Source organism: Corallococcus macrosporus DSM 14697, from assembly GCF_002305895.1.
GTDB lineage: Bacteria > Myxococcota > Myxococcia > Myxococcales > Myxococcaceae > Myxococcus > Myxococcus macrosporus.
In genome coordinates, this window is record NZ_CP022203.1 from 327,327 (window position 1) to 353,910 (window position 26,584).

Consider the following 26,584-nt stretch of genomic DNA (forward strand, 5'->3'; position numbering starts at 1 on the left):
GGGGGGAGCGCTCGCGGTTCAGTCCGCGCGCCTGCCTTCACCGCGTGTCAGGAGGATGGCGGCGGGTTGCCCCGCATCCGAGAGCGAGCCCAGCAACGTGCGCTCGCCGCTCGCATGGCCCCTGAAGAATCCCCAGGCCGCCGCCGCGAGCGACACCGGCGCGGAGGCCGTGCCCGTCTCTCCCAGCGAACTCGCGAGATGCAGGACGCGGCAGCGTGAAGGGTCCAACTGCTCGGCGAGCAGCACCTGGGCATGGCCCCAGGCCTGCGCCCTCCAGGCTTCTCCGTTGAGGTCGAGGTAGAGGTCTCCCTGGAAGCGCTGCGTGGCCGCGGGGAGGACGCGCTGGATGGACTCCGCGAGCGCGCGTCCAACCTGAGCGAGCGTCGCGCCCACGGCTGGTAGGCCGCTCAGCGCCACGGCATCCACCTGCACGGCCGATGCGCTGCCCCGCTCGCGGGCCGTTACGGGACGCTCCACCAGGATGGCGGCTCCGGCTTCACCCGGCATGAGGCCCACCTGCCGCTGGGGAGACTTGAGCCGCCGGTGGTGGGCGAGCCACGCGAGGCTCTCCGGGTCCACGTAGGAGTCCGCGGCCAGCACGAGCACCCGGTCGACATCCCTGGAGGTCAGCATGGCCTCCGCCTGTTGGAGCGCCGCCGCCAGGCCGCAGTGCCCCAGCGCGAGCGCCCGCGTCGTGTCCTCTCTGAGGGGGACGTCCATGAGGGACACGAGGGGGTGCAGGTAGAATGTCTCGAGCGCACCGGGCAGCGTCTGGAGCGACCAGCCGAACCGCGCCTCGTCGATGAGCGGCGCCAGGGCGATGAGCCCGGTGCGGTGCCAGAAGCGGGCGTCCGTGGAGGAAGGCATCGCGGCGGCGTCGCGGAGGTCGTCGAAGGCGCCTGACGCCAGCCGCACCCAGGCACCCGTCTGGTAGAACCCATCCGCGAAGGGTGCGGCGGGAAAGCCGGTGACGGGGACGGCTTCGCCCGGCTCGTCCTCGACGGTGAAGGCCGGGAGGGGCCTGGGCTGGGAGAGGCCCGCGCGCAGCGCGGTGCAGGTCCCCACGACGCCATGCCCCACGGAGGTGACGAGCCCGAGCCCCGTGACAGCGAGCTTCACGGATTCCTCCCTGGGACGTCCGTCGCGCCGTGGATGGAGGTGACGCGCTGCCGCCAGGACGCTGGAGGCGGCAGCCGGGCGCGGTCGAGGCGGCGGGCCACGGAGGGGGCCAGCGGGTAGTGCTGCTCGGTGGGCAGGCGCGCGCGCCCGGCCAGCCGCAGCAGCGCGAGGACCTCCACGGAGAGGTGGGCCGTGGTGGCGGCGTCGTCAGGGGAGAGGCGCTCGGCTTCGATTCGCTTGCGCAGCTCGCGGGTGCGGACGTCCAGCAGGAGGCTCAGGCCCTCCTCGAAGCGCTGGGCGTCCGCGGCGACGAGCGCCTGACAGAGTGGGAGCCGCGCGTCGTCGCGTGCTGTCGGCAGGCCCTCGTAGCGGCTCATGGCCGCGTCGAGCCGGGCGGTGGGGGCCGCGAGGGTGAAGCGCTCCATGAGGATGCGGACGTAGAGGAAGTCGTCCTCGTATTCCTCGCCCGGGTTCCAGGTGGCGCGGGAGTGCTGGGCAATCTCACGCTCTGCCTCGGTGTCTCCGCAGGCGATGGCATCGAAGTAGGGCTCGGAGCGGCTCGTCGTCTTGGTGGAGTCGTCAGCGCCCTGGAGGAAGAAGAGGAAGGCGCGCGCCGAGCGGGAGAGCTCCTCGAAGAGGCCGTCTGGCAGGCCGGAGAGGAAGAGCTGGGCGATGCCCATGCGCCGGTAGAGGGCGCAGACGCTCATCATCTGGGCCTGGGTGACTTGCCGGGTGAGGACTCTCGGCAGGACCATTTGGAGCTGGAGGAGGCTGTTCTTCTCGATGAGGGGCAGGGGCGTTCGCACCATGGCGGGGCGGGCGTTCGTCGGAGCAGCTCAGGCCTGTTCCAGCCTGGTGAGGTAGACGTTGGTGGGGTTGAGCTGTTGCAGTTCGTCCACCAGCTTGTGGCTCAGGACGTAGACGTAGGGGTCCTCCTTGATGCGGAAGAAGTCCGGCGCCGAGCGGAGCTTCTCCGTGGAGAGGACGTGGTTGTCGATGCCAATGATTTCTCCTGGCATCTCTTTGGAATACTCGATGTCGCTTTTTTCGAGATGCAGGCAGTCGAAGGTACCCAGAGGGTTGATGATGAAGTAGTCCCGGCTGGCGACCTGCCCCTTGTGGTCGAGCAGGGTGAAGTTGAGGCACTCCATGGGGACTCCGGTGCGCTCGAAGACTTCCTTCAGGGCTCGCTCCACCACGACATAGTGAGAGGCAATGAGCGAGGCCAGCTTGCCTCCACCATACTTGCTGCTCATCTGCCACACTGCATCTGGGGGATATTTGTCCCCCATGGGGTAGCCCTCTGCGAGGCGGTGGCTGAACATCCTCAAGCCCTTGGGCTCGCGCTCGAGCATGCAGAGGCTGCGGTCAACGGTGGGGCCTCGGGTGAGACTGAAGTAGTCCATGGCGTTCTAGCGGCGAGGGAGCTTGGGCATGTCGGAAATAGGTTCGCCGGGGTTTGTTTTTCCGAATGACGTGACACTGCGGTAGCAGGTTCTTGAGAGCTTCTCGAGTTCCTCTTTGGAGAGCTTGAATTCTGACGTGTCGCAGTTCTTGCGGAGTTCCGCGTCGCAGGCTTTCGCGTAGCGGTTGATGATGGGCTCAAGCCTGTCCTGGACGTTCCAGTTGTAGCCCAGATGGTCGAACTTGGGACTGCCCTCAACCATCCAGGAGCCATCTTCCAGGATGAGGTGCCGGGGGAGTCCCAGGACACGGGCGACCTCCAGGTCCTGGGGCAGGATGATGACGTTGATGTGGTGGTTGATGTTGTAGCCGGCGCGCAGGAGCGCCAGTCGAATCAACGTCTGGCAGTCAGCATCTTCAATCTCCGCGATGGTCTCATTGAAGAGCCCCTTGGGAATCAAGTGGTGCGAGTTGTGCCAGTACGGCCACGTATGCTTCGAGAAGTTCTGTCCACGGGGAATGGGCCTGCCCGCGGCATCCTCCATGTTGTCGCGGGTGGGGCCGTCCAGGTGCCAGTCGCCCGGCTCCGGCAGACGGATGACCGCGCCATACTGTCCTGGATAAAGGTTCCCCCGGTTGCTCAGGTACGCCGACGTGGCCAGCAGCCCCATGGGGGCGGGCTTCTGCCGGGCTCCCGCGGTGGGGGTCTTGTTGTAGAGCGCCGTCCGGTTCTGCTTCGACTCCGTGAGCGCCTGCCAGCGGTATGAGCAGGTGCTGGGGTCGAGGCTGGAGTCATGCCCCGTCAGGCACGCGCCACCCTCGGTGTTCTCCTTCACCACCACGTGAGGGCAGGTGCCGTCTGGGTTGATGACGTGTTCGTCGGTGCTCTTCCCCATGGCGCTCCTCCGTGCCGTGCCTTGCTACTCCACCTTCTCCTTGCAGATGAGGCAGCACGGCTCACCCGCTTCTTTCCCCACCGCCACCACGGGAGGCTGGATGAGTGGAAAGGGCGGCGTGTTCTTGTCGTTGTGCAGCATCAAGTCGAAGGCCCGCGCCACGTTCTTCCCTTCGAACTTCACGTCGAAGGAGTAGTTGACGAACTCCGCCTTGCCCTTCGTCTTCCCGGAGGCCACGCCGCCACCGGCCGTGCCGGCTTCATCTCCGGTGCTCGTGCTGAAGTTCGAGTCCTTCAGGCACGCGGGATTGCCCTCCACGGACACGGTGCTGCTGCCCTGCGCCGTGTCCGCCGAGCGCGCGACATTGGGATAGGGAATGGGGACGGGCCCCGCCGGGCTGGGCGTCTTGCACACGTCGGGGAAGGCCACCGTGGTGCCGTTGCTGCCCTTCGTCACCACGGACATCTTGTTCACGCCAACGGTGTTGCCCATCTCCAGCCTCCCGTCCGTTGCTCAGCGGCTCATCCAGGTCGCGAAGGGCCTCAAGGAGGCTCCACCGCTCCAGCCTCGAGCCTCCGCTGCCTGCCGGCGTTGCACATGCAACCATCCGTGATGCTCTACCGCGTATTGGCCTCCGGTGCGGATGGCCAGCTCCAGCGCCAGCGGAGGCCGGCGTCGCATGGGCAGCGTCTCCAGTGCCTCAACGAGGCTCGTGGCCGTGAAGAGCCGGCCGCCGAGGACGCGTGACTCCGGCCGGAGGTGCTTGCGCGCCTCGCTCCACCAGCGCTCCACCGCGGCGGTGCGGGCAAGCGGGAGCGCATCGTCGGGTCCGGGCGTCAGGGGCGTGCGGAGGTCCTCCTCCAAGGGGGACAGTGGGTCGTCCTCCGCCTCGCGCTCCCGGAGCAGGTCGTCCTTCAGCACCAGCCCGGTGATGGCGCAGAACGCCTCCGCGGCCCGGCCTCCCAGCACCGGGTCCTCCAGCCACGGGATGCAGGCCTCGGCGGCTGCGGGCCGTCCGGAGAAGCCCAGCGCCCACAGGACGTCGGCCCTCAGGGCCGGTGTGTCCAGGCGCTTCACCAGTCGGGAGATGTCCTCATCATCTCCTCCCAGCGCGAGCAGCAGCCGCGCGGTACGGCCCATCGCATCCGGAGCCTCCGCCGCCGCCTGACAGGCCCCCCAGACCGGGCGCTGCGCCTGGACCAGCCCTGCCTCCAACGCCGCCGCGCGGAGCTCGGGCGCACCTGACGCAACCCCCTGCCGCACGAGCCCTGTTTCCGCGTCTTGTGGCCAGCGTCGCGCCGCTCGCAGCGCCGCCAGCCGGACCACGTGCGCTGGATGGGCCAGCGCCCGCGTCAGCAAGTCACCTCCGGGAGGTTGCCCTTGGAGGCGCAGGGACTCCATCGCCGCCGCCTGGACCTCAGGCGGCCCTTTGGGGCCGAGCAGCGAGACGAGCGCGCTGGCCAGCCCCGGTCGTTCACTGAGCGACACGGCTTCGGCCACCCAGACCTGTCGCTCTGGCGCGCCTTCCCGCAGCTCCTTCAGCACCGCTGTCAGGCCTTGAGGCGCTTCGCTCGTAAGCAGGGCCATGGCCGCCACGCCCACGCGCTCCCGGTCATCTTCCTGGAGGCTGGGGAGCAGCAGCCTTTCGGCCACCCGCGAGGAGCCGTGCGCCAGCATGTCGACGAAGGCGCGCAGCCGCTCTTCGTGAAGCTCCGCGACCTGTCCAGGCAGGAGCGTCGCCGACTGGAAGAAGAACGCGCGCTGCTGCCACTGATAGCGCGCTTCGTCGAACGCCTCCTCCAGGAGGTCCCATCGGGGGCTCGGGTCCGGACGGAAGGCCCACATGATCAGCCGCGGTCCTTCGCGTGCTCGTGGGTGGACCGGGCGTTGTCGCCCGCCAGCCGGACCGTCCGGCCACTCAGCTTCCACGGGATACGCCAGAGGTCCGGCGTGGATTCCGCGCGGGTTTCGATGAGGGTTTGCCTCACACCTCTCTCCGAAGGGGCGCCCCCCCTGGCTGCTCGTCCCGAAGAAGTGTGCCTGTCGCCTCACTCCCTGTCGAGCGGCCCTCGTGTAGGAAAGGCCGGGGATTCTGTTCGGGGTCGCGGGGGCCAGCCGCTGGCCTTCATGCGCTCCAGGCACTAAGACGGCGGCCCTCCACCGCGCCGCTGCCGGAGCGCGCGAGGTGGGCCCGCCGCCATGCGCTCTCCCGCCGTCTCTCCCCCTCTGGCCTCCACGCCCGCGCGCTCCGCGTCTCGCCTCTGGGCGGGGCGGGTGCTGCTCTTCGTGGGCTTCTTCGCGGCCCTGGCGGCGTTCCCCGTCTACACCCCCTTCGACTCCAAGCTGACGCTCCCCACCACGCTGTCGTTGCTGCGTGAGGGGAACATCGACCTGGACGAATACGCGCCCACCTTCGCGTCGTACCGCCACGGCCTCTACGAGCGCGACGGCCACCTCTACAACTACTTCCCCCTGGGGCCCTCCCTGGCCGCCGTGCCCATGGTGGTGCTGGTGGATGGCTTCGTGCGCCTCGCCACGCCAGCGGGCAATCTGCATCCCGCCCTGGCGCACTGGCGCCACATCTACGACGCCACCGGCAGCGTCGACCTGGATGCGTGGAACGGCCCGCAGCGCCTCTTCGCCTCCGCGCTGGTCGCGCTCGCGGGCGTCGTCATGTTCGTGCTGGGCACCGCGCTGCACCTGTCCCGCCAGCGCGCGCTCCTGCTCGCCGCGCTCTTCGTCTTCTGCACGCCGCTGCTCTCCACCGCCAGCCGCGCACTGTGGCAACACGGCCCCTCGCTGTTGTGCCTCACCTGGGTGCTCCTCTGCCTCGTCCGCGCGCGCGAGGCGCCACGTCACGCGGCCTGGGCCGGCCTCCCCCTGGCGCTCGCCTACGTCATGCGGCCCACCAACAGCCTCTCCGTGCTGGTGCTGTCGCTCTACGTGCTGTGGACCTGGCCCCGTCAGGCCTGGAAGTTCTTCGCGGGCGCGCTCGTCGTGGCCATCCCGTGGGTGACGGTGAACCTCGTCCACTACGGCTCCTTCCTGGCGCCGTACTACGAACCGCAGCGCCTGGAGTTGTCCGCCTCGCGCGTGGCCGAGGCCCTCGCCGGCAACCTCGTGTCCCCCGCGCGCGGGCTGCTCGTCTTCACCCCCGTGCTCCTCATGAGCGCCTGGGGCCTGTGGATGGACCTGCGCGCCCGGACCTTCACCCGGCTGCATGCCGCGCTGGTGACGGTGGTGGTGCTGCACTGGGCCGCCATCTCCACCTTCCCGCATTGGTGGGCGGGGCACTCGTATGGTCCGCGCTTCTTCTCGGACATGGTGCCGTACCTCGTCTTCTTCCTCGTCCCCGTGGTGCGCGCGCTCCAGTGGAAGGGCCCCGAGGCCCGCCGCGGCCTGACGGCCACCTTCACGGTGCTCGCCGTGCTGAGCCTCGTGCTCCACATCCACGGCGCCAGCTCGCGCGCGGTGTACCGGTGGAACAGCCTCCCGCTCGACGTGGATACGCACCCGGAGCGGCTCTGGGACTGGTCCGACCCGCAGTTCCTCGGCCGACGCTGAGCGGCGCTACCCGCCGCGCGCGTGCCTCACCAGCGCGCGCGTCAGGTGCCCCGCCACGTCCGTCCCGCCGCGCGCGTCGAAGCCCAGGAACATCGCCGAGCCGTTCAGCTCCAGGAAGCGCGGCACGCCGTCCGCGTCCCGCTTCAGGTCCATCCCCGTCCAGCGCAGGCCCAGCACCTCGCAGGCCTTCACGCAGTCGCGGGTCAGCTCGGGTGGCGGCGTCACCGGCTCGATGACGGCTTCCCGCTGCCGGAAGTCCAGCGACGGCGAGGTGATGCGCAGGCTCGCGATGACTTCGCCGTCCAGCACGTACACGCGCAGGTTCTCCCCCGGCAGCAGCTCCTGGAAGGTGACGGGCGCGGCGGCCAGCGCCGCGAGTCGTTCATCCGCGAGGTCGGCTTCACGCAGCTCCCGCGTCGCCGCGCCGCCGGTGACGGGCTTGTAGACGGTGCGTCCTTCCCGCGCGAAGCGGCGCACCGCCTCCGCGTCGTTCGTCCAGAGCGTCCGGGGCACCGGGAGCCCCGCGGCCTGGAGCGCGGCGAGCTGCGCGGGCTTGTGCAGACTCCAATCCGAGGACGGCGGGTTGTAGAGCGGCACGCCCATCCGCTCCCAGCGTCCGAGCAGGCCCGACAGCAGCGCGCTCTTCTCGCGGAACGCGGTGAGCGTGGTGCGCCAGTCCGCGTCCATGTGCTCCCGGGCGTCCACCCCGAAGGCCAGCGGATGGCCGTGCAGGCCGCGCACATATACGGCCGCGGGGCGCCCCACCTCGCGCCCGTCCACGACGATGCCGTCCAGCGTCTCCGTGAGCGACAGCCGCGTCCGTTCGGGAAAGGCCCGTGTGTCCACCACCACCGTGTCCACGGTCTCGGCGCGAAGCCGGCGCGCGACCTCCTGGACATGGGCGTCGTCACGCGCGCCCAGCAGCACCACCGCGCCTGTTCGTGTCACGGGCATCATCTCCAACGGTGGTCCGAGGGGACGCGCCAACGTCGGGGCTCACCACCGCCGCCCGTCTCTTCGTCGGCCTGCAGCGTGGTCACCAGCGGTGGTCCAAGGAGGGCGCTAACGTTGGAGCTCGCCGCCGTCGCCCGTCTCTTCCCCAACCTGCATCGTGGTCACCTGACCTGTCTCTTCCCGACTCGGCTCAGGGGGCGTGGGGCCCCAGTCCTGGATGAACAGCGCGGGCGGCGGTCTGGGCGGAGCGTTCTCTGGCATGGTGCCTCCAAGATGTGGACGGGCATGTCGCCGCACCAGGGGGCGCTCCCAGGCCCGGGACGCCGCGTCAATGCGGGGCAGGCCTGCGTCGGCGCCGACGGGGGAATCTCGGACCGTTTCGTCCACCGCTCCACGCTGCGCCCTCGCCGGTGCGTGCTCCTGCCACGGCGCCTGTTCGTTTCCGGTGACTTCCACCGGGCGCCTGGGCTCCAATCCGTTTCATGAAAGCTCTTGCCCTGCGTGAGGACCGCTTCCTTGACGTGCTCCGGCGGCTCATCGCCCTGACCCCCAAGCTGCAGAACAACCCTGGCGCCGGGCTGGTGCCCGAGGAGCGGCTCGCCGCGCAGGTGGTGCTGGACACGCTGGCGCCGTACATCGAGAGCGGCTTCATCCAGGCGGAGTCCGTGGCCGGCCCGGGCCAGGCGGCGCGCCCGTGCCTGGTGCTCACCGTGCCGGGCGAGGGGGAGGGCGCCATCGGCTTCGTCGGCGCGCACTTCGACGTGGTCCCCGCCGACCAGAAGGCGGAGGGCTGGGCGCGTGACCCCTTCACGCTGTGGCAGGGCCCCGGCGGCGTGCTCTACGGGCGCGGCGTCACCGACTGCCTGGGGCACGTCGCCGTGCTCACGGACCTGCTGGCCCAGCTCGCCGAGCGCAAGGTGCGCCCCAGCCGCACGCTCAAGGTGGTGCTCATCTCCAACGAGGAGTCCTCGGAGCTGCCGGGCCTGGGCCTCAACTACGTGGCCGAGCAGGGCCACCTCAAGCCACTCGACGGCCAGCCGGTGTACTGGCTGGACAGCGCCAACTTCGGCCCCACCCTGGGCACCGCGGGCGTGTCGCTGTGGGAGCTGAAGGTGACGGGCGTGGGCGGCCACTCCGGCATGCCGCAGAACTGCGTCAACGCGCTGGAGCTGGGCATGGCCGCCTCGCTGGAGCTGGCCCGCTTCTTCCACGCGCGCTTCCCGCCCACCGAGGACGAGCAGCGCTGGGGCTTCCTGTCGCCCTCCAGCCTCAAGGCCACCGTGGTGGAGGCGCCCAATACCAAGGAGACGAAGGTGCCCGCCGACGTCGTCCTGCGCGGCGACATCCGCCTCACGCCCTTCTACGACCTGGCGGAGGTGCAGCAGGCGGTGACGGACTTCATGGCGGCGCTCGACGCCCGCCTGGCGCGCGATGACGCCCCCGCGCACTTCCCCCGCACCCGCACGGCGGGCGGCAAGCGCGGCGAGCTGGCCTTCCGCTTCCAGGGCACGGGCACCGAGGGCATCGCCTGCCGGCTGGACTCGGAGGGCCTGCGCGCGCTCAAGGAGGCCATGCAGGTGGTGCGCGGCGTGGCGCCCACGCCCTTCTCGCTCACCGGCTCGCTGCCGCTGGTGAGGGACCTGCAACGCCAGGGCTGCGACGTCCAGATTACCGGCTTCGGGGACATGCAGTACTACCACGCCCCCAACGAGCAGGCCCGGCTGGAGGACTTCCGGCAGGGCTTCGCCATCCTCCGCGAGCTGCTCGTCCGCCTCTGAGGAGGAGGTCCCGGGCGGCGGGCCGCGGCGCGCTGTTTGGAAATGTCGGGGGTTTTCGCGCCACGAATGTCCCGACATTTCCGGACAGCGAGCTCTGGACACTCGCCCGGAGCATATGTGCGTGGACAGCGCGGCCGGGGGCCGCCACAGTCGGACCGGGCCGCGGGCACCTCCGTCCGCGCCGGTCCGCGCGAGAGGAGTGGTGACGCCGTGAGAGACTTGCTGATGATTCCGGGGCCGGTGGAGTTCGAGCCCGAGGTGCTCCAGGCCCTGGGCGCGCCCACCCTCAGCCACACGGACCCCGCCTTCATCGCCGTCTTCGGCCGGGCCCTGAAGCGGCTGCGCGACATCAGCCTGGCGCCCTCCGCGCAGCCCTTCGTGGTGTCCGGCTCCGGCACGCTGGCCATGGAGCTGGCGGTGGCCAACCTGGTGGAGCCCGGGGACGCGGCCCTGGTGGTGAACACCGGCTATTTCAGCGACCGGATGGCGAAAATCCTCGAGCGCCACGGCGCCCGGGTGACGCACGTGCGCGCCCCGCCAGGGGACGTGCCCTCCCTGGACGCGGTGGAGACGCACCTGGCCCAGGGCGGCTTCAAGGTGCTGTCCGTCACCCACGTGGACACCTCCACCGGCGTGCTCGCGCCCGCGGAGGCGCTGGTGCGGGCCGCGCGCAAGCACGGGGTGCTGTCGGTGGTGGACGGCGTGTGCGCCACCGCGGCGGAGACCTTCCGCCAGGACGCGTGGGAGGCGGACGTGTACCTCACCGCCAGCCAGAAGGCGGTGGGCGTGCCGCCGGGGCTGGCGCTGCTCACGGTGGGGCCGCGCGCCATGGAGGCCTGGCGCCAGCGCAAGGCGCCGGTGGGCAGCGTCTACGCGGACTTCGCGGAGTGGCTGCCCATCATGGAGGCGTACGAGGCGGGCAAGCCGGCCTACTTCGCCACCCCGCCGGTGAACCTGGTGGCCGCGCTGGACGTGAGCCTGGGGCAGATTCTGGCCGAGGGCCTGGACGCCCGCTTCGCCCGGCACCAGCGCATGGCGCGGGCCTTCCGCGCGGCGTGGAAGGCCATGGGCCTGCGCCTGCTGCCCACCTCCGCCGCCGTGGCCGCCAACACGCTGAGCGCCGTGTACTACCCGGACGGCGTGGACGCGGCGCTGGTGGGGGGGGTGAAGGGGCAGGGCGTCGTCGTGGCCGGGGGCCTCCACCCGGACCTCAAGGCGCGCTACTTCCGCGTGGGCCACATGAACCGCGTGGGGCCCGCGGACGTCCTATCCACGGTGGGCGCCCTGGAGCGCGCGCTCCTCGCCGCGGGCCACCGCTCGGAGCCCGGCGCCGCCGTGGCCGCCGCGCAGGCGTCCCTGATCGCGGGCTGAACCCGCGCCCCGGCGTCCGCCCCATCCGTTGGCTGGCGGATGCTCCTCTCGTCCCGCGGGGCGAACCGGGTTTGATTCGACAGTATCGGAAAAATATGCGACTGTTGGCTTCCCGGAAGTGGGGGGAATCCTGGGAGCCCGGAAGCATCCGCGAAGTGAGGTGGCGGTGTGTTCCCCGGGCGCCCTGTGAGGGCCCCTCGGGGAGATGAGCATGTACGCGGGTTACGAATCGAACGCCGGTGGTGGCGCGGCCTGGGAGCTGGAGCTTCGGCGTCTGGCGGCCACCGACGACGACATGGCGCGTGGGATGTTCTTCCAGGGCACGCTGGACGTGGTGGGTTTCCTGGGGGGAGAGGGCGCCGTGGCCCGCTGCAAGGGCGTGGCCGGCATCTGGGAAATCAACCTCCTCCACATGTACCCCATCACCCGGTTCCTCCGGATGTCGTCCACGGCGGCGCGGCTGCTGGCCCCCCAACTGGATGGCTTCGAGGGCGTGCTGCGCCGCATGGGGACGCAGGCCACGGTGGACTTCGTGGCGTCCGTCTTCGGGCGGGAGCTGATGCGCACGGCCAGCGGCAAGCCGCGGCTGCTGTTGCAGTCGCTGGGGGAGGCCTACCTCGAGGCGGTGACGTACGGGGAGCGCTACCCGGTGTGGACGGGGGAGACGAGCGCCCGCTTCATCATGCGGCGCGACTTCATGCCCGCCGCGTACCACGAGGGCGTGCTGCACGGCGTGCTGGAGGCGGTGGGCGCGCGCGAGGTGCGGGTCCAGGGCCGCCAGGTGGGGCTGCTCGACAGCGAATACGAGCTGTCCTGGAAGTAGGCCGGCGAGCGCCCGGCGCGCGGGTGGCTGGGGTCTGGGGGCATCGGCGGCGCCGCATGGCCCGTGCGCATGATGGGAGGTGCCCACCGCGTCGTTCCGGGGACCTTCGCATTGGCCGACTCCGACCCTCAGCGGTACCGGCGCCTGCTGCTGCGCTCCATGGCCCTGCCGGCCGCCCTGGCGCTGCTGCTCGCCGGGCTGCTCTTCTGGCAGGTGAGCGCGCTGCTCGCCGCGAACAGCGCGGCCGCCAGCTCGGACGCCGTGCTCGCGGACGCGGTGCGGGTGCGCCAGTTGCTCGTGGACCGCGAGACGGGCGTGCGCGGCTTCCTGCTCACCGGTGAGCCCGTGTTCCTGAGCGCGCTGGCCCGCGAGGTCGCCGCCGAGCTGGCGCGCGCCGAGCCGGGCCGGGACACCACGTTCGACATCGCCCCGGGAATGACGACGCGCGGCGACGCGCGCCTGCTGCGTGTCGTCCTGGAAAACCTGCTCGGCAACGCCTGGAAGTTCACCAGCCAGCGCTCGGGCGGCCACATCGCGTTTTTCGTCACCTCGGGTGTGGGGCGTCCCCGTTACTGTGTGCGGGACAACGGCGTGGGGTTCGACATGGCGTACGCGGGAAAGCTCTTCACCCCCTTCCAGCGGTTGCATCAGGTGGGGGAGTTCCCCGGCACGGGGATAGGCCTGGCGACAGTGCAGCGCATCATTCATCGCCACGGCGGCGACCTCTCCGTGGAGGCGGCGCCGGGCGTCGGGGCCGCGTCCTGTTTCGCGCTGGAGGTCGCGCAGCCATGAGCGGCGGCGAGCGGCCCATCCTGTTGGTTGAGGACAACCCGGACGACGTGGACCTCACGCTGCGGGCCTTCAAGCGGGCCGGTGTGTCGCGGCGGGTGGACGTGGTGACGGACGGGGTCGAGGCGCTCGACTACCTGTTCTGCCGAGCGGGCCACGCGGCGCGCGCGGGCCAGCCGCCGCCCGCGGTGGTGCTGCTGGACCTGAAGCTGCCCCGGCTGGACGGACATGAGGTGCTGCGCCACATCCGCGCGGACCCGCGCACGCGGCTGTTGCCGGTGGTCATCCTCTCCTCGTCGGTGGAGGAGGAGGACGTGGTGCGGGGCTACGGCGGCGGCGCCAACAGCTACGTGCGCAAGCCGGTGAGCTACACGGAGTTCGTGGAGGCCGCGCGCCAGCTCGGCTTGTACTGGCTGGCGCTGGACCACGGCGCGCCCGTGGAGCCCTTCCCCGGAGCACGGGGATGAGGCCGGTGCGGGTGCTGGTGGTGGAGGACAACCCGGACGACGAAGTGCTCATGCTGCGCGAGCTGCGCCGCGCCGGCTTCCTGCCGGAGACCCGCCGGGTGCAGTCCGCGGAGTCGCTGCGGGCGGCGCTCGTGGAGCAGGACTGGGACATCATCCTCTCCGACTTCTGCATGCCGCGCTTCACCGCGCTGGAGGTGCTGAAGGTGCTGAAGGCGACGGGGCTGGACATCCCCGTCATCGTCGTGTCCGGCAGCATTGGTGAAGACGAGGCCGTGGAGGCGATGAAGGCGGGGGCGCGGGACTACTTCGCCAAGGGCCGGCTGACGCGGCTGGCCGCGGCGGTGGAGCGGGAGCTGGCGGAGGCGCGGGCCCGCCGGGAGCGCGCCCGGGCGGAGCTGGACCGCGGGCTGCTGGCGCAGGCCAGCGAGGTGCTCGTCGAGCCGCTGGATTTGGAGGAGCGCCTGTCGCGGCTGGCCTGGGTGCCGGTGCCCCGGGTGGCGGACCTGTGCGTCATCTTCCTGCACGAGGAGCGGCGCGGCGGCCTGCGCATCAGCGCGGTGGCGCACCGGGACGAGGCCATCCGGTCCCACCTCTGGGAGATGGACCGGCGCTTCCCGCTCACGTCCGCCGTGGAGGCCGGGCCACTGCGCGTGCTGTCCACCGCCGAGCCGGAGCTGGTGGTGGACCTCCAAGCGGCCCGGGTGTCCGTCACCTCCAGCCCGGAGCACCAGCGGGCGTTGGACGCGCTGGGGCTCCGTTCGGCGCTGAGCGTGCCGCTGCGAGGCCGCTCCGGCCTGCTGGGCGTGCTGTCGCTGGCCACGCAGGGCGCGCGCACCCTGGGGCCGGTGGACCTGTCGCTGGCGCAGGAGCTGGCGCGCCGGGCGGGCCTGTCCCTGGAGAACGCCCGCCTGCTGCGCGAGGTGCAGGACGCGGTGCGGCTGCGCGACGAGTTCCTCGTCGTGGCCGCGCACGAGCTGCGCACGCCCTTGACGACGCTGCGCCTGCAGCTCGGCTCGCTGCTGAGCCCCGCCACCCGCGAGCGCCTGGGGGCGATGCCGCCCGAGGTGGAGACGCGGCTGGAGCGGAGCATGCGCCAGGTGCTGCGGCTGGGCACGCTGGTGGAGGGCCTGCTGGACGTGTCCCGGCTGGGCGCCGGGGACGTGGTGTTGTCCCTGGAGCGTTTCGAGCTGGCGGAGCTGGTGTCGGAGGTGGTGGAGCGCTACGGCGCGGAGGCGGCGGCGGCGGGCAGCCCGGTGCGCCTGACGTGCGAAGCCGGCCTGTGGGGCCGCTGGGACCGGCTGCGGGTGGAGCAGGCGGTGGCGGCGCTGGTGTCCAACGCGCTGAAGTTCGCGCCGGGACACCCGGTGGAGGTGGCGGTGACGCGCGTGGGGCGCATGGGCCGGGTTCAAGTGGATGACAGAGGGATTGGAATCACCGAGGACCAGGTGAAGCACATCTTCGAGCGCTTCGGGCGGGCGGTAAGCTCCCGCTCCTACGGGGGCCTGGGCCTGGGCCTGTACCTGGTCCGGCGCTCCGCGGAGGCGCACGGGGGCCGGGCCTGGGCAGGGCCTCGCGAAGGGGGTGGAGCGCGCTTCACCCTGGACTTGCCGTTGGAAAAGGAGAGGCGTGAGTGAGCCGGCCGTTGCTGGTGGTGGATGACGACGCGGACCTGCGCGAAGCCCTGGAGGAGGTGCTTCGGGACGCGGGCTATACGGTGCTGGGGGCCAGCAACGGCAAGCATGCCCTGGAGGTGCTGGGGGCCGCGGCGGAGCTGCCGGGGCTCGTCCTCCTGGACATGATGATGCCCGTCATGGACGGCGGTGCCTTCGCCCGGGCCATGCGGCAGGTGCAGGCCTGGCGCGACATCCCGGTGCTCGTCTTCTCCGCGTCCGCCAACGCGCGCCAGGTCGCCGATGAAATCGGCGCCTGCGGACACCTGCGCAAACCCGTGGACGTGGAGACGCTGCTGGACGCCGTCGGCCGCCACCTGACGCTGTAGCGCGAGCAGGCGGAGCCTGGTTGACGCCCCGGACGGCGAGCCCCCGCGCGGGGTGGTGGCCCTCCTGGACGGCGAGCGCGGCAGCTCCCGGCTGGCGCCTGCTGGCGCTCCTGGCGCGGCTGGCCTCCCACGGGCGGGTGGACCGGCCGCTGGAGCGCCGCCAGGCCGCCCAGGCGCCCTGCGTCCTGGAGGCGTTGGGAGCGGTGCGCTGAGTCAGGCGCCGGCGCGGCCCCAGGTCTCCCACGCGCCCAGGTCCCGGTAGCCCAGGCGCTGGTACAGGGGCCGGGCCTCCGGCGTCGCCTGGAGCACCGCGGCCGCCATGCCCCGGGCCCGCGCCTGGTGGTGCAGCCCGCGCATCACCTGCGCGGCCAGCCCCCGGCCCCGGGCCTCCGGCACCGTGGCCACCATGTAGATGCCGGCCGTGTCCCCGACGTCCAGCGCCGTGCCGCACGCGAGGGGCGCGCCCGCCTCCTTCGCGACCAGCGTGTGCACCGGCAGCCGCGGCGGCCGCAGCCACACGTCGAGCTGCCCGCCCAGCGCGCTCCAGGTCCGCTTGTTGATGGCGACCAGGTCGTCCTGCGTCTCGGAGGACTCCAGGGCGAGCCCGGGCGGGGCGTCCGGCGCGTCGCCCAGCGTAAGGCCCATGGCGTCCAGCTGGACCGCGTCCGGGCGGAAGCCGGCGTCCGCCAGCACCCGCGGCCCTCGGTGTCCCCCGGCAGCACCACGACGCGCCAGGTGGCGATGCCCAGGCCCCGGAAGAAGGCCTCCAGGGCCGGGAGGGCGGCGCCGAGCGCCCCCGCGTCCTGGAAGAAGGCCTGCTGGGCCCGCGGGTGCTCCGGGTGCTCCGGCAGGCAGAAGGCGTCCACGCCGGGCAGCCCCAGGTGGCGCAGCGGGCCCCGCGTCCGCTGCAGGTGCCTGAAGGCGATGACGTTGGTCCGCAGGCGCGCGCTCAGCTCGGCATTCGTCATGGGCGCGCCGGAGCGTAGGCGCGCTCCGCCCGGCGGAGAACAGACGCCGCGCTCAAAACCGCGCACCCGCGCGCGGGGAGGATTAGGGTGCGGGGGCACTCATGAGCAGCCCGCGCTTCTACGCCTTCGACCCTCGCGCCACCCGCATCGCCCTGTTCGTGGGGGCCTGCGTGCTGGCCGTCCTCACCGCCTGGGCCCTGGCGGATGCCCGCGCCGAGGGCGGCGTCCAGTCCATGGCCCGCGCGGGCGTCTCCGCGGGCCTGATGTTGACCTTCCTGGTGTCCTTCCAGCGCCTGCGGCCCCGCACGGGCTGGGGCGTCACGGTGGACGCGCGGGGCGTGCGGGTGGCCCGGCCCTTCAGCCAGCGGGCGCTGGACCTGCACTGGGGGCAGATTGACCACGTGCGCCGGATTGGCCGCAAGGGGAGCGTGCTCGCCCTGTTCCTCAAGGAGGAAGGCCGGGTGCTCGTCACCCGGCATCTCTTCGCCCGGAAGGCTGTTTTCGAGGAGTTGATCTCGGCGCTGGAGGACCGCCTCCCGCCGCCCCGTTTCGACGCCTGAACACCCCGCTTCCCGGGGCGGCCTCCCAGGCAGGCGGCCAGGCGGATTTCACGAATGTTTACGCAGCCTTGCGAGTCCTCGTTAACCTTGTTCGACGTGCCTTGAAGTGGTACGCACGGACCTGTTGCAAGGCTCCTTTTCCCAAGGACAGCTTCACATGGAAAAGACCCCCGCTACCGGCTCGGCGGTTGCTCCGCCGCCCGTGGAGTATGGGACGGACAGCATCACCAAGCTCGAGGGCCGCGAGGCGGTCCGCAAGCGCCCCGGCATGTACATCGGCGACACGGTGGCCTACGGGCTCCACAAGCTCGTGTACGAGGTCGTCGACAACGCGGTGGATGAATCCCTGGCCGGGCACTGCACCGACATCGAGGTCGTCATCCACGTGGATGGCTCCCTGAGCGTGCAGGACAACGGCCGCGGCATCCCCGTGGGCCCGCACCCCAAGTTCCCCGGCAAGGACACCCTGGAGGTCGTCCTCACGGAGCTGCACGCCGGCAGCAAGTTCGGCAACGGCGCGTACAAGGTCTCCGGCGGCCTCCACGGCGTGGGCGTCACCTGCGTCAACTTCCTCTCGGAGTGGTTCAAGGTCCGCGTCCAGCGCAACGGCGTCGTCTACGAGCAGTCGTACGCGCAGGGCATCCCGGACTCCCCGCCGCGCGAGGTGGGCACCACCGACAAGCGCGGCACGCACATCGCCTTCAAGCCGGACGCCACGGTGATGGAGCTGGTGGAGTTCAACTTCGAGACGCTCAGCCAGCGCCTGCGCGAGCTGGCCTTCCTCAACGCGGGCCTGCACATCACCATCCGCGACGAGCGCACGAACAAGGAGCACGACTTCAAGTTCGACGGCGGCATCTCCTCGTTCGTGGAGTACCTCAACAAGTCGAAGCAGACGCTCCACGACAAGCCCATCGCCTTCAGCACGGAGCGCGAGGGCGTCACGCTCGACATCGCGATGCAGTGGAACGACGGCTACGACGAGCGCATCTACACCTTCGCGAACAACATCAACACCCACGAGGGTGGCAGCCACCTGTCCGGCTTCAAGGCGGCGCTGACGCGCACGCTCAACAGCTACGCGGAGAAGGGCAACCTCTGGAAGGACCTCAAGGAGACGCCCACCGGCGAGGACGCGCGTGAGGGCCTGTCCGCCGTCATCTCCGTCAAGCTGACCAACCCCCAGTTCGAGGGGCAGACGAAGACGAAGCTGGGCAACAGCGAGGTGAAGGGCCTGGTCGAGCAGATGGTGAACGACCAGCTCGGCTCCTTCCTGGAAGAGACGCCCATGGTCGCCAAGAAGGTCGTGGCGAAGATTGGCGACGCGTGCCGGGCGCGGCTGGCCGCGCGCAAGGCGCGTGAGACGGTGCGCCGCAAGGGCGTGCTGGACGGCGGCGGGCTCCCCGGGAAGCTGGCGGACTGCCAGAGCCGCGACCCGAACGAGAGCGAGCTCTACATCGTCGAGGGTGACTCCGCAGGTGGCTCCGCCAAGCAGGGCCGGGACCGGCGCAACCAGGCCATCCTCCCGCTGCGCGGCAAAATCCTGAACGTGGAGAAGGCCCGCTTCGAGAAGATGCTCACCAGCGCCGAAATCGTGACGCTGATCACGGCCCTGGGCACGGGCATCGGCGCGGAGGACTACGACCCGGAGAAGGCGCGCTACCACCGCATCATCCTGATGACGGACGCAGACGTGGACGGCAGCCACATCCGCACGCTGCTGCTCACCTTCTTCTTCCGGCAGATGCCGGAGCTGCTCCAGAAGGGCTACCTCTACATCGCGCAGCCGCCGCTCTACAAAGTCACGCGCAACAAGAAGGACCAGTACGTCAAGGACGAGCACGCGCTCAACGAGTACCTGCTCAAGAGCGCCTCCGAGCACGCGCGCGTGCTGACGCCCGACGGCGAGCTGGGCGGCGCGGAGCTGAAGGCGCTGCTGGAGAAGGTGATTACGTACGAGGAGCGCCTGGAGAAGCAGGCCAAGCGCCGGGACGCGCGGGTGGTGGACGCGCTGGTGCAGGGCGGGCGGCTGTCGGCGGAGACGCTGACGGACGAGGCGGCCCTGGAGGCGGCGGTGAAGGCCGCCTACGACACCTTCGAGCGCCGCATGCCGGACGTGCTGGGCCGCGGGCGCCACGAGCTGGTGCAGGACCCCGAGCACCACACCAAGAAGCTGGTGTTCCACACCGACGTGAATGGCGCCATGCGGGAGACGGTGCTCGACCACGCCTTCCTGTCGTCGCCGGAGTACGTGGAGCTGTCGGCGCTGCGCGACGCCTTCGCGGCGCTGGGCAAGCCGCCGTACAAGGTCCGCGTGGAGGCGGGGGAAATCACCGTCTTCTCCGTGCAGGAGGTGCTGGCCGCCGTCCGCAAGGACGCGCAGCGCGGCCTGGGCCTGCAGCGCTACAAGGGGCTGGGCGAGATGAACCCGGAGCAGCTCTGGGACACGACGATGAACCCGGCCACGCGCACGCTGCTCCAGGTGCGGGTGGAGGACGCGGTGGAGAGCGACGAAATCTTCTCCCTGCTGATGGGCGAGGCGGTGGAGCCGCGCCGCGAGTTCATCGAGCGCAACGCCCTGGACGTGCAGAACCTGGACATCTAGTCCGGCCCGCGTGAAAGACGCGTGGGCCCGGTGCCCCCTCGGCCCCGCGCCCACGTGCCCTTCCCGTCCTTGTCGAGCCGGGCCCCGTACCGCGGGGCCCTCGTTGGCCCTTACGTCAGGAAGCCGCGCTCCCGCCGCCCGCGCCGCGCGTGGGGCCCCTACCGCGCCGAGCGGCGTGAGCCCTTCAGGGCCTCCGCGCGCTCCTTGCCGGGCAGGTCCGTCACGTCGACGATGTCCACCTCCAAGGCGCCCTCGTTGTCACCGAGCTGCATGTCGGGGAAGGTGCAGTGCAGGTCCTCGGTGCCCGTCACCTGGTAGCGCTTGCCCGTCTCCAGGATGCGGTGGGTGGCGCGCACGGACTCGGGCCTGGGCCCGCGCTCCACGCACAGCACCTGGCGGATGCGGCCGGTGGGGCCGGAGCGCAGCTCCGCGAGGTCGTCGCGCACGGTGAGCAGGTAGGTGGATTTCGGGTTGAGGCCGCGCAGCACCAGTTGGTGCTCCGGCTTGAGCTGCACCGCGTGCTCCCTGGCGTCGAAGGTGAAGGAGCGCGGCGGCACGTAGGCGGACTGGCGGACGTTGACGCGGACGGTGCCGCTGTTGTCGTCCGGGCCGCCGACATCCAGCGCGAAGACGTGGAGCTTGCGGGCCCCCTTGATGGAGCGCGGGGACGCGCCGAGCAGGCCGAAGCTGGTGTCCACCGGCCCGTCGCCCTCGATGAAGAAGGCCAGCGTGCTGGAGGCGGTGCCCCGGCCCTCGGCCAGGGCCGCGTTGCCCTTCGTCCACACGGAGTACGTCGCGCCGGGGTTCAGCTCGATGCTGGCGGTGGGGTACTCGGGCAGCGGGGCGGCGTTGTACCGGGGGCGCAGCACCAGCACGCGCGTGGGGTAGTCCACCTCGGTCATCGTCCGCTGCGGCGCCTCCGTCGCCACGGGCCCGCCCTGGGCGACCGCCACCTCCTCGGGGCCGGCGCCCGCGTCCTCCAGCGCGCCAGGGCCCCCGTCCTCCGGCGCGGCGCCCACGGCCTCCGCCGCGCCCGCGTCCTCGGGCGCCGCCACGGCCACTGGCGCTGGCGGCGGTGGGGGCGGGGCCGGCTCGGCGATGGGCTTCAGCTCCGCCGTCAGGGGCTCCACCAGGGTCGACGTGGGCGTGAAGCGCTTCGTCCAGGGCAGGTGCCCCGACAGCGTCAGGGCCAGCGTGTTGGCCTCGCCAATCTTGACCTCCACCATCAGCGGCGTGACGCCCTTGAGCACCTGGTCGTTGAGCCGCACGGTGGCGCCCGCGGGCTTGGAGGCGAGCCACAGCGTGGTGGTGGACGCGCCCGCGTATTCAGAGGTGGACTCGCGCGCGATGACGAGCTTGTAGAACACGCCGACGAGGAACAGCGCGGCGGCGGCATAGATGATGCCCATTGTCAGGACGCGCGCCTTCTCCTTCCCCTTGGCCACGCGCGCCGCCTCTTCCCGCGCCAGCCTGTCCCGGGCCTCGTCCACGGAGGTGCGGTAGCCCTTGCCGCCCGGGAGGGGCATGGGGCGCGCCTCGGTGGCGGGCTCCGCGCCCGCCACGAGCGCGGGCACTTCGATGGGCGTGTCGTGGGGCACCGCCTGCATGGGGACGGCCGCTTCGGTGCGAGGCTCGTCGTCCAGCTCCGGCACGGGGGGGCCGGGGCGCTCGGCGGTGTACGTCCGGCGGACGCCGCCCTCGGCGCGAGGAAGCTGGGAGTGCGTCACCCGCCGCACGCCGCTGCTCGTGGGCCGGCGCATCCCCGCGTTGCTCGCCGGGGGGCGGCGGCCTCCCTCGCTGCCGGGGCGCCCGCTGTCACTGCCAGGCCGGCCGCGAAGGCCCGGGCTGGAGCCTCGCGGCCCGCTGCTGGACGGGAGCCGCGCGCGGCCCTGGGAGGTCTCCGTGCTGCCGGACTGCCAGGCGGCGAGCTGCTCCTGGAAGGCGGGGGACACCTCCACCCGGCGGCCCTCGGCGGTCAGCTCCTCCTGGAAGAGGTGCGCCATGAGCTGCGACAGCAGGGTGGGGGTGAAGCGCGGGTTGTCGCGGTAGAGCAGCTCCACCAGCGACTCGCTCAAATCCTTCGCCGTCTGGTAGCGCGCCTCGCGGTCCAGCGCCATGGCGTGGGAGATGACCGTCTCCACGTCCGGGTTGACGGTGGGGTTGAGCACGGACGGGGGCAGGCAGTCGCCCGTGAGGATGCGGGGCAGGACGGTGACGAACTCCCCTTCATAGGGGCGCTTGCCGCACACCATCTCGTAGAGGACGACGCCCGCGGCGTACACGTCGGTGCGCGCGTCCAGGTCCTGCCGGCCCTGGGCCTGCTCGGGGGCGAAGTACGGGTACTTGCCCTTGAGGGTGCCGGGAGACGTCTTCGCCTCCACCGCGCTCGTCGCCTTGGCGATGCCGAAGTCGATGACCTTGACCTCGCCCTCATAGGAGATGAGGACGTTGTCCGGAGACACGTCGCGGTGCACCAGCCCCAGCGCCTGCCCGTCCTCGCCCACGTGCCGGTGCGCGTAGTCCAGGCCGTCACACAGCTTGCTGGCGATGTGCAGCGCCAGGGGCTCCGGGAACAAGCCCATGCCCATCCGCTGGGCGCGGCGCAGCACCTTCGACAGGGGCTGGCCCTGCACCAGCTCCATGGCGATGAAGTACTGCCCGTCCACCTCGCCGAAGTCGAAGACCTGCGCGATGTTGCTGTGGCTCATGCTGGCCACCACGCGCGCCTCGCCGATGAACATCTCGACGAAGTCCGCATCGTCGACGAAGTGCGGGAGGATCTGCTTGATGACGCAGGGCTTGGTGACGCCCGCCGCTCCCGTCATCCGGGCGCGGTAGGTGACAGCCATACCTCCCGCGGCGATCTTCGAGAGAAGGACGTATTTGCCAAAGGGCTGAGGGCTGTTTTCCGCCACGAAGGGGGAGCATACCCTCCTTCCAGGGAAAGTCCCGGTTCCGGATTGCGCCCGGTGCAAAGTTTTTCAGGGCCACCAATGTAGGGGGCTTCACAATTCTTCACGCACGGCGCCTGCCCCGCGGCGCCCTGGCGCGGTTATCTAGCGAGCCCGCTCGGCCGCGCCGGCGGAGGGGGGCGGCCGGTCCCCCGCTGAGAAAGAGGCGAAGCTGATGGTGTCCGAGCTCCCCCGTCGCTCGCGATGGGGCGCCTTGTGCCTGGGTGGGGTGCTGCTGTCGTCGACGCCGGGCCTGGCCCGCGCCACCGGGCTGGAGGCGCCGACGGACGCGCCCCTCCAGGCGCGCCCCGCCCTCACGGAGACAGCCCTGGAGCAGGCGCCCCCGCCTCCCCCGGAGCGCCCCGGCTTCAAGCCGTGGGCGGTGCCGCTGGCGGTGGTGCCGGGGCTGCTCTTCCATGGGCTGGCGCCCCTGGCCGCGGGGGATGGGCAGACGGCGAAGCGGCTCTTCGCGCTGGAGGGCACGGGCCTGGGGCTCATCGCGCTGGGCGGGGTGCCCATCGCGCTCACGGGCGCGTCCCGGCGCACCATTGGCCCGCTGTACGCGGTGACGCTGGCGGGCTTCAGCGTGCTGGGCATCTCCGCGCTGGCCAACCTCTACGCGGTGACGGCGCCGGCCGTCGGCCCGGGCGTGGCGCCGCCCCTGCTGCCGCCGCTGGAGCTGGAGGTGGGCTACCAGTACGTGAAGGACACGGCCTTCGACTACCGCCACTTCGTCACGGTGGGGGCGCAGGCCCGCTTCGAGTCGCTGCGCCTCATTGGCACCGCGCGGGTGGACCCGTCGGAGGGCAACACGCAGGTGCGCCTGGGCGGCGCGTGGCGGCTCCTCGGCGCGCCGGAGCGCACCCTGGCGGGGACGGACGGCAGCGCGCTGGACGTGGAGGCCTTTGGCCAGTTTCACCGCTACCCCACGGAGGGCTTCGCGCTCGTCAGCGGGGAGGTGGGGCTGCGCGGCCGCCTGGCCATGGCGCGCATCAGCCCGGCCCTGGCGGGCTCCTTCGCGGAGGTCGCCGTGGGCACGGCGGCGGAGGCCCACACGTACCCGGGCGCGGTGAGCGACGGGAACCTGCACAGCCAGCTCCTCTTCACCTTCGGCTACGGCGTGTGGCTGGGCCGGGGAAGCGGGCCGTTCCGCGGCGACGCGATGCTCTATTACGACCACCGGAAGGACTCCTTCGCCGGGGGCATCCGCTCGCGCGGCGGTGGAATCGTGGGGGCCTTCGGCCTGCGGGGCCGGGCGCTGCTGACGGACGATTGGGGCGTGGCCGCCGAGGTGCAGGCCGGTGGCGCGCTCGTGGGCCGGGTGTCGTTGATTCATGCGCTGGGAGGTGAGCGGTGATGCGCGCGGGTGTGACGGTGGGCGTGCTGGCGGCGCTGGTGTCGTCGGGCTGCGGCATGCGGCCCGCGGAGAACCGCGCGGTCGCTGACTCCAAGGTGGGCCAGGCCCAGCAGGGCGGCCTGACGCTGGCGGTGGCGGACGGGCTGGCGTCGGTGCGCGAGCTGGCGCCGGGCTCGCTGGTGCTGTGGGGCAACGCGCCGGCCTTCACCGCGCGCGTCGAGGTGGGCGCGCAGGCGCCGGCGGACTGGCTGCTGACGGTGCGCAACGCGATGCCGGGCGCGGTGCTGGTGGCGGAGGAGGAGGGCGGCGCGCCGCTGGCGCAGGAGGCCCTTCCGCAGGCGCTGCCCACGGTGAAGGTGTGGCGCGTGGCGCTGCGCCCGGGCGCCACGGTGCGGCTGTCGGTGGCGCCGCCGGACTCGGAGTCGCGCGAGCCCTTCCGCTTCCTCGCGCTGGCGGACGTGCAGGAGGCCCTGCCGCGCGTGGGCGACATCTACGCGCGCATGCGGCGCGAAGACGCGGCGCGCTTCATCCTCTTCGCGGGGGACCTCACGGAGTCCGGCACGCGCGACGAGCTGACGGAGTTCCAGGAGCGCCTGGAGGCCGGCTCGCGCATCCCGCTGTACGCCACCCTGGGCAACCACGAGACGTTCACCCGCGACGCGGCCGAGTACCACGCGCTGGTGGGGCGCGGCAGCCAGAGCTTCGTCTTCAAGGGCGTGCGCTTCTCGGTGGTGGACTCCAGCAACGGCACGCTGGACCCGGGCGTGGAGGCGCAGCTCGACGGGTGGCTGGCGTCCTCGCGGGACGGCACGCACGTGGTGGCCATGCACGTGCCGCCGCAGGACCCGGTGGGCCTGCGCGGCGGCGGCTTCGCCAGCCGGGGCGAGGCCGCGGGGCTGGTGGGGAAGATGGCGCGCGCCGGCGTGGACCTCACGCTCTACGGGCACATCCACTCCTACTATTCGTTCGTCAACGCGGGCATCCCCGCCTTCATCTCCGGCGGCGGCGGCGCCATCCCGGAGACGTTCGACGGGGTGGGCCGGCACTACCTGTCCGTGGAGGTGAGCGCGGACGGCGGCTTGCATCAGGCGGCGCTGGTGCGGGTGGATTGATCCGCGCGGGTGCTGTTTTAGCCTACCCTCTTGATCTGACACTGAACATCTGGGCAGATAGGGACCACCTTCCCGCAAGGAGCCAGGAGGCCCGCCCATGTTCGACTCGAACGAGAACGACCCCATTTCCCCGGCGCTGCGCGCGCTGCTCGAGCTGTTCACCACGGAGCTGGCGGAGGTCCGCTTCCCGGACATGAACGGCGAGGTGCTGGACGCCGCGGCCGAGCAGGTGCGGGAGCAGGCGGAGGCCGTGGCGCGCGCGCAGGCGGCGCTGGAGGCCGCGCGGCAGGCGCTGCAGGAGAGCCAGGAGGCGCTGCTCCAGAAGGGCCAGCGGGCGCTGGCGTACGCGCGCGTCTTCTCCGAGGAGAACGTGGAGCTGAGCGCGAAGCTGGACGGCATCCACCTGCCGCGCGCGGCGCGCAAGGGCGCCCGGGCCGACGGCGCGGTGGACCCGGGAAGCGCGGCGCAGGGCAACGAGGAGAACGCGCCTCGCCGCCGGGGCCGTCCGCCCAAGGCCCGCGCCGCCCCTGGCGCGTCGCTGTTCGCGGAGGGGTCCACGCCGGAGGCGCTCGCGGCGTCCGCGCACCACACCGGCAACGGCATGCTGTCCGAGGCCTGAGCGCCCGGACGGAAACGAAGCCGCCCGGTGTGTCGCCAGCACCGGACGGCCGCGTGAGGACAGGCTGGCGTCAGTTGGGCAGGAACACCGCCCGCACGCAGCCGTCCTGCTTCTTCTTGAAGAGCTCGTACCCCCTGGGCGCGTCCTCCAGGGAGAAGCGGTGCGTGGCGAGGAAGGACGGGTCCAGCTCGCCCTTCACCACGTGCTCCAGCAGGCGCGGCAGGTACTTCTGGCCGTGCTGCTGCGCGGAGCGCACCGTGAGGCCCTTGTTCATGATGACGCCCATGGGGAACGCGTCCATGACGCCGTAGACGCCCAGCACGGACAGCGTCCCGCCCTTGCGGCACGCGAGGATGGCCTGGCGCAGCGCCTGGCCCCGGTCCGACTGGAGGTGCAGCGCCTGCCTGGCGCGGTCCACGGCGGCGACCACGCCGGTGCCGTGGGCCTCCATGCCCACCGCGTCGATGCACGCGTCCGGGCCCCGGCCGCCGGTGAGCTCCTTCAGCACGTCCAGGACGCTGTCCACCTCCTCGTAGCTGATGGTCTCCGCGCCCACCTGCTCCCGCGCCAGCTTCAGCCGTTCGGGGTAGCGGTCGATGCCCACCACGCGCTCGGCGCCGAGGAGGAAGGCGGCCTTTTGCGCCATCAACCCCACGCCGCCGCAGCCCCACACGGCCACCGTCTGGCCGGGCTGGATGCCGCAGAAGTCCGCGCCCATGTAGCCGGTGGGCACGGCGTCGGAGAGGAACAGGGCCTGTTCATCCGTCACGCCTTCGGGGACCTGGAAGCAGTCGGTGTCCGCGTGGGGCACGCGGACGAACTGCGCGTGCGCGCCCGCGTAGCCGCCGAAGGCGTGGGTGTAGCCGTAGATGCCGGCTGTCTGGTAGCCGAACAGCGGCTCCTGCAATTCCCCCTTGGGGTTGGTGTTGTCGCAGAGGGACCAGAGGTCGTGCTGACAGTACCAGCAGCTCCCGCAGCAGATGAAGGACGGGACGACGACGCGGTCGCCCACGTGGACCTTCTTCACCTCGGGGCCCGTCTCCACGACGGTGCCCATGAACTCGTGGCCGATGACGTCGCCCTTGCGCATCGACGGGATGTAGCCGTCGATGAAGTGGAGGTCGGAGCCGCAGGTGGTGGACATCTTCACCTGGAGGATGACGTCGCGCGGGTTGACGATGCGGGGGTCCCCCACCGTCTCCACGCCCAAATCGTTGATGCCATTCCAGCAGAGCGCGCGCATGGGCC

25 protein-coding genes are annotated in these 26,584 nt (G+C 71.5%); 14 read left to right on the forward strand and 11 right to left on the reverse strand.

Annotation, left to right across the window (positions count from 1 at the left end; all coding sequences use genetic code 11):
• Window positions 1-18: 18 nt before the first annotated feature.
• The 7 genes from MYMAC_RS01385 to MYMAC_RS36570 are packed head-to-tail and all read right to left on the reverse strand — an operon-like array spanning window position 19 to window position 5,407.
• On the reverse strand, window positions 19-1,119 hold the full coding sequence (locus MYMAC_RS01385; RefSeq protein WP_095956746.1) for a hypothetical protein: 1,101 nt from the start codon (window positions 1,117-1,119) through the stop codon (window positions 19-21).
• Complete coding sequence (locus tag MYMAC_RS01390; RefSeq protein ID WP_095956747.1) at window positions 1,116-1,928, reverse strand: Imm49 family immunity protein; 813 nt, start codon at window positions 1,926-1,928, stop codon at window positions 1,116-1,118. Before MYMAC_RS01390 ends, MYMAC_RS01385 begins: the two co-directional genes overlap by 4 nt.
• A 27-nt stretch (window positions 1,929-1,955) precedes the next feature.
• Window positions 1,956-2,525, reverse strand: coding sequence for an imm11 family protein (locus tag MYMAC_RS01395; RefSeq protein ID WP_043709604.1), 570 nt, complete (start codon window positions 2,523-2,525; stop codon window positions 1,956-1,958).
• Window positions 2,526-2,531: 6 nt separating this feature from the next.
• Window positions 2,532-3,419 carry an AHH domain-containing protein gene (locus MYMAC_RS01400; protein WP_095956748.1) on the reverse strand — a complete coding sequence of 296 codons (888 nt, stop codon included), beginning with the start codon at window positions 3,417-3,419 and terminating at the stop codon, window positions 2,532-2,534.
• Between the two features lie 24 nt (window positions 3,420-3,443).
• Window positions 3,444-3,911 carry a DUF4150 domain-containing protein gene (locus tag MYMAC_RS01405; protein ID WP_095956749.1) on the reverse strand — a complete coding sequence of 156 codons (468 nt, stop codon included), beginning with the start codon at window positions 3,909-3,911 and terminating at the stop codon, window positions 3,444-3,446.
• Window positions 3,912-3,932: 21 nt separating this feature from the next.
• A complete protein-coding gene (locus tag MYMAC_RS01410) occupies window positions 3,933-5,264 on the reverse strand; it encodes a hypothetical protein (protein ID WP_095956750.1) in 1,332 nt (443 codons plus the stop codon).
• Window positions 5,265-5,266: 2 nt separating this feature from the next.
• The gene (locus MYMAC_RS36570; RefSeq protein ID WP_157757422.1) at window positions 5,267-5,407 is read right to left on the reverse strand and encodes a hypothetical protein; all 141 of its coding nucleotides are present in this window, start codon (window positions 5,405-5,407) and stop codon (window positions 5,267-5,269) included.
• A 211-nt stretch (window positions 5,408-5,618) separates the two neighbouring features.
• Here MYMAC_RS36570 and MYMAC_RS01415 point away from each other — a divergent pair, with 211 nt between their 5' ends.
• Window positions 5,619-6,983 (forward strand): glycosyltransferase family 39 protein, encoded by a 1,365-nt coding sequence (locus MYMAC_RS01415; protein ID WP_095956751.1) that lies wholly within the window; start codon window positions 5,619-5,621, stop codon window positions 6,981-6,983.
• Window positions 6,984-6,989: 6 nt separating this feature from the next.
• Here MYMAC_RS01415 and MYMAC_RS01420 read toward each other — a convergent pair whose 3' ends face one another.
• Window positions 6,990-7,937, reverse strand: a complete 948-nt coding sequence (locus MYMAC_RS01420; protein WP_095956752.1) for an ATP-grasp domain-containing protein — start codon at window positions 7,935-7,937, stop codon at window positions 6,990-6,992.
• A gap of 482 nt (window positions 7,938-8,419) precedes the next feature.
• Here MYMAC_RS01420 and MYMAC_RS01425 point away from each other — a divergent pair, with 482 nt between their 5' ends.
• The 8 genes from MYMAC_RS01425 (at window position 8,420) to MYMAC_RS01460 (ending at window position 15,376) form a co-directional block, all read left to right on the forward strand.
• A complete protein-coding gene (locus MYMAC_RS01425; protein ID WP_095956753.1) occupies window positions 8,420-9,715 on the forward strand; it encodes a M20/M25/M40 family metallo-hydrolase in 1,296 nt (431 codons plus the stop codon).
• Window positions 9,716-9,925: 210 nt separating this feature from the next.
• The gene (locus MYMAC_RS01430) at window positions 9,926-11,086 is read left to right on the forward strand and encodes a pyridoxal-phosphate-dependent aminotransferase family protein (protein ID WP_095956754.1); all 1,161 of its coding nucleotides are present in this window, start codon (window positions 9,926-9,928) and stop codon (window positions 11,084-11,086) included.
• 211 nt (window positions 11,087-11,297) lie between these two features.
• Window positions 11,298-11,909 carry a DUF2378 family protein gene (locus MYMAC_RS01435; RefSeq protein ID WP_013936559.1) on the forward strand — a complete coding sequence of 204 codons (612 nt, stop codon included), beginning with the start codon at window positions 11,298-11,300 and terminating at the stop codon, window positions 11,907-11,909.
• A gap of 111 nt (window positions 11,910-12,020) precedes the next feature.
• Complete coding sequence (locus MYMAC_RS01440; RefSeq protein ID WP_157757423.1) at window positions 12,021-12,701, forward strand: ATP-binding protein; 681 nt, start codon at window positions 12,021-12,023, stop codon at window positions 12,699-12,701.
• A complete protein-coding gene (locus MYMAC_RS01445) occupies window positions 12,698-13,165 on the forward strand; it encodes a response regulator (protein WP_013936557.1) in 468 nt (155 codons plus the stop codon). Before MYMAC_RS01440 ends, MYMAC_RS01445 begins: the two co-directional genes overlap by 4 nt.
• Window positions 13,162-14,799, forward strand: coding sequence for an ATP-binding protein (locus MYMAC_RS01450; protein WP_095956756.1), 1,638 nt, complete (start codon window positions 13,162-13,164; stop codon window positions 14,797-14,799). The genes MYMAC_RS01445 and MYMAC_RS01450 overlap by 4 nt, the downstream gene beginning before the upstream one ends.
• Window positions 14,796-15,164: a response regulator gene (locus MYMAC_RS01455; protein ID WP_095956757.1), complete on the forward strand. Its 369-nt coding sequence runs from the start codon at window positions 14,796-14,798 to the stop codon at window positions 15,162-15,164. Before MYMAC_RS01450 ends, MYMAC_RS01455 begins: the two co-directional genes overlap by 4 nt.
• 20 nt (window positions 15,165-15,184) lie before the next feature.
• On the forward strand, window positions 15,185-15,376 hold the full coding sequence (locus tag MYMAC_RS01460) for a hypothetical protein (RefSeq protein WP_095956758.1): 192 nt from the start codon (window positions 15,185-15,187) through the stop codon (window positions 15,374-15,376).
• A gap of 1 nt (window position 15,377) precedes the next feature.
• On the opposite strand, the gene MYMAC_RS37490 is transcribed toward MYMAC_RS01460, so the two are convergent.
• Entirely contained in the window at window positions 15,378-15,857 is a 480-nt protein-coding gene (locus tag MYMAC_RS37490; protein WP_239989269.1) for a GNAT family N-acetyltransferase, read from the reverse strand.
• A gap of 376 nt (window positions 15,858-16,233) precedes the next feature.
• Here MYMAC_RS37490 and MYMAC_RS01470 point away from each other — a divergent pair, with 376 nt between their 5' ends.
• Complete coding sequence (locus tag MYMAC_RS01470; protein ID WP_095956759.1) at window positions 16,234-16,692, forward strand: hypothetical protein; 459 nt, start codon at window positions 16,234-16,236, stop codon at window positions 16,690-16,692.
• 157 nt (window positions 16,693-16,849) lie between these two features.
• Window positions 16,850-19,297, forward strand: a complete 2,448-nt coding sequence (gene gyrB, locus MYMAC_RS01475; protein WP_050989133.1) for a DNA topoisomerase (ATP-hydrolyzing) subunit B — start codon at window positions 16,850-16,852, stop codon at window positions 19,295-19,297.
• Between the two features lie 158 nt (window positions 19,298-19,455).
• Here gyrB and MYMAC_RS01480 read toward each other — a convergent pair whose 3' ends face one another.
• Window positions 19,456-22,212 carry a serine/threonine protein kinase gene (locus MYMAC_RS01480; RefSeq protein WP_095956760.1) on the reverse strand — a complete coding sequence of 919 codons (2,757 nt, stop codon included), beginning with the start codon at window positions 22,210-22,212 and terminating at the stop codon, window positions 19,456-19,458.
• 211 nt (window positions 22,213-22,423) lie between these two features.
• On the opposite strand from MYMAC_RS01480, the gene MYMAC_RS01485 reads away from it, so the two are divergent.
• The 3 genes from MYMAC_RS01485 (at window position 22,424) to MYMAC_RS01495 (ending at window position 25,336) form a co-directional block, all read left to right on the forward strand.
• Window positions 22,424-23,605: a hypothetical protein gene (locus tag MYMAC_RS01485; protein WP_095956761.1), complete on the forward strand. Its 1,182-nt coding sequence runs from the start codon at window positions 22,424-22,426 to the stop codon at window positions 23,603-23,605.
• A complete protein-coding gene (locus MYMAC_RS01490; RefSeq protein ID WP_095956762.1) occupies window positions 23,605-24,717 on the forward strand; it encodes a metallophosphoesterase family protein in 1,113 nt (370 codons plus the stop codon). Before MYMAC_RS01485 ends, MYMAC_RS01490 begins: the two co-directional genes overlap by 1 nt.
• A gap of 97 nt (window positions 24,718-24,814) precedes the next feature.
• Complete coding sequence (locus MYMAC_RS01495) at window positions 24,815-25,336, forward strand: hypothetical protein (protein ID WP_095956763.1); 522 nt, start codon at window positions 24,815-24,817, stop codon at window positions 25,334-25,336.
• Window positions 25,337-25,406: 70 nt separating this feature from the next.
• On the opposite strand, the gene MYMAC_RS01500 is transcribed toward MYMAC_RS01495, so the two are convergent.
• Complete coding sequence (locus MYMAC_RS01500; protein ID WP_095956764.1) at window positions 25,407-26,579, reverse strand: zinc-dependent alcohol dehydrogenase; 1,173 nt, start codon at window positions 26,577-26,579, stop codon at window positions 25,407-25,409.
• Window positions 26,580-26,584: the final 5 nt, after the last annotated feature.

Excerpts from the sequence above, each read along its gene's own strand:
- MYMAC_RS01390 (WP_095956747.1), bottom strand. The coding sequence starts at position 1,928 with ATGGTGCGAACGCCCCTGCCCCTCATCGAGAAGAACAGCCTCCTCCAG.
- MYMAC_RS01395 (WP_043709604.1), bottom strand. The coding sequence starts at position 2,525 with ATGGACTACTTCAGTCTCACCCGAGGCCCCACCGTTGACCGCAGCCTC.
- MYMAC_RS01400 (WP_095956748.1), bottom strand. The coding sequence starts at position 3,419 with ATGGGGAAGAGCACCGACGAACACGTCATCAACCCAGACGGCACCTGC.
- MYMAC_RS01405 (WP_095956749.1), bottom strand. The coding sequence starts at position 3,911 with ATGGGCAACACCGTTGGCGTGAACAAGATGTCCGTGGTGACGAAGGGC.
- MYMAC_RS01410 (WP_095956750.1), bottom strand. The coding sequence starts at position 5,264 with ATGTGGGCCTTCCGTCCGGACCCGAGCCCCCGATGGGACCTCCTGGAG.
- MYMAC_RS01415 (WP_095956751.1), top strand. The coding sequence starts at position 5,619 with ATGCGCTCTCCCGCCGTCTCTCCCCCTCTGGCCTCCACGCCCGCGCGC.
- MYMAC_RS01420 (WP_095956752.1), bottom strand. The coding sequence starts at position 7,937 with ATGCCCGTGACACGAACAGGCGCGGTGGTGCTGCTGGGCGCGCGTGAC.
- MYMAC_RS01425 (WP_095956753.1), top strand. The coding sequence starts at position 8,420 with ATGAAAGCTCTTGCCCTGCGTGAGGACCGCTTCCTTGACGTGCTCCGG.
- MYMAC_RS01435 (WP_013936559.1), top strand. The coding sequence starts at position 11,298 with ATGTACGCGGGTTACGAATCGAACGCCGGTGGTGGCGCGGCCTGGGAG.
- MYMAC_RS01445 (WP_013936557.1), top strand. The coding sequence starts at position 12,698 with ATGAGCGGCGGCGAGCGGCCCATCCTGTTGGTTGAGGACAACCCGGAC.
- MYMAC_RS01450 (WP_095956756.1), top strand. The coding sequence starts at position 13,162 with ATGAGGCCGGTGCGGGTGCTGGTGGTGGAGGACAACCCGGACGACGAA.
- MYMAC_RS01470 (WP_095956759.1), top strand. The coding sequence starts at position 16,234 with ATGAGCAGCCCGCGCTTCTACGCCTTCGACCCTCGCGCCACCCGCATC.
- gyrB (WP_050989133.1), top strand. The coding sequence starts at position 16,850 with ATGGAAAAGACCCCCGCTACCGGCTCGGCGGTTGCTCCGCCGCCCGTG.
- MYMAC_RS01485 (WP_095956761.1), top strand. The coding sequence starts at position 22,424 with ATGGTGTCCGAGCTCCCCCGTCGCTCGCGATGGGGCGCCTTGTGCCTG.
- MYMAC_RS01490 (WP_095956762.1), top strand. The coding sequence starts at position 23,605 with ATGCGCGCGGGTGTGACGGTGGGCGTGCTGGCGGCGCTGGTGTCGTCG.
- MYMAC_RS01495 (WP_095956763.1), top strand. The coding sequence starts at position 24,815 with ATGTTCGACTCGAACGAGAACGACCCCATTTCCCCGGCGCTGCGCGCG.
- MYMAC_RS01500 (WP_095956764.1), bottom strand. The coding sequence starts at position 26,579 with ATGCGCGCGCTCTGCTGGAATGGCATCAACGATTTGGGCGTGGAGACG.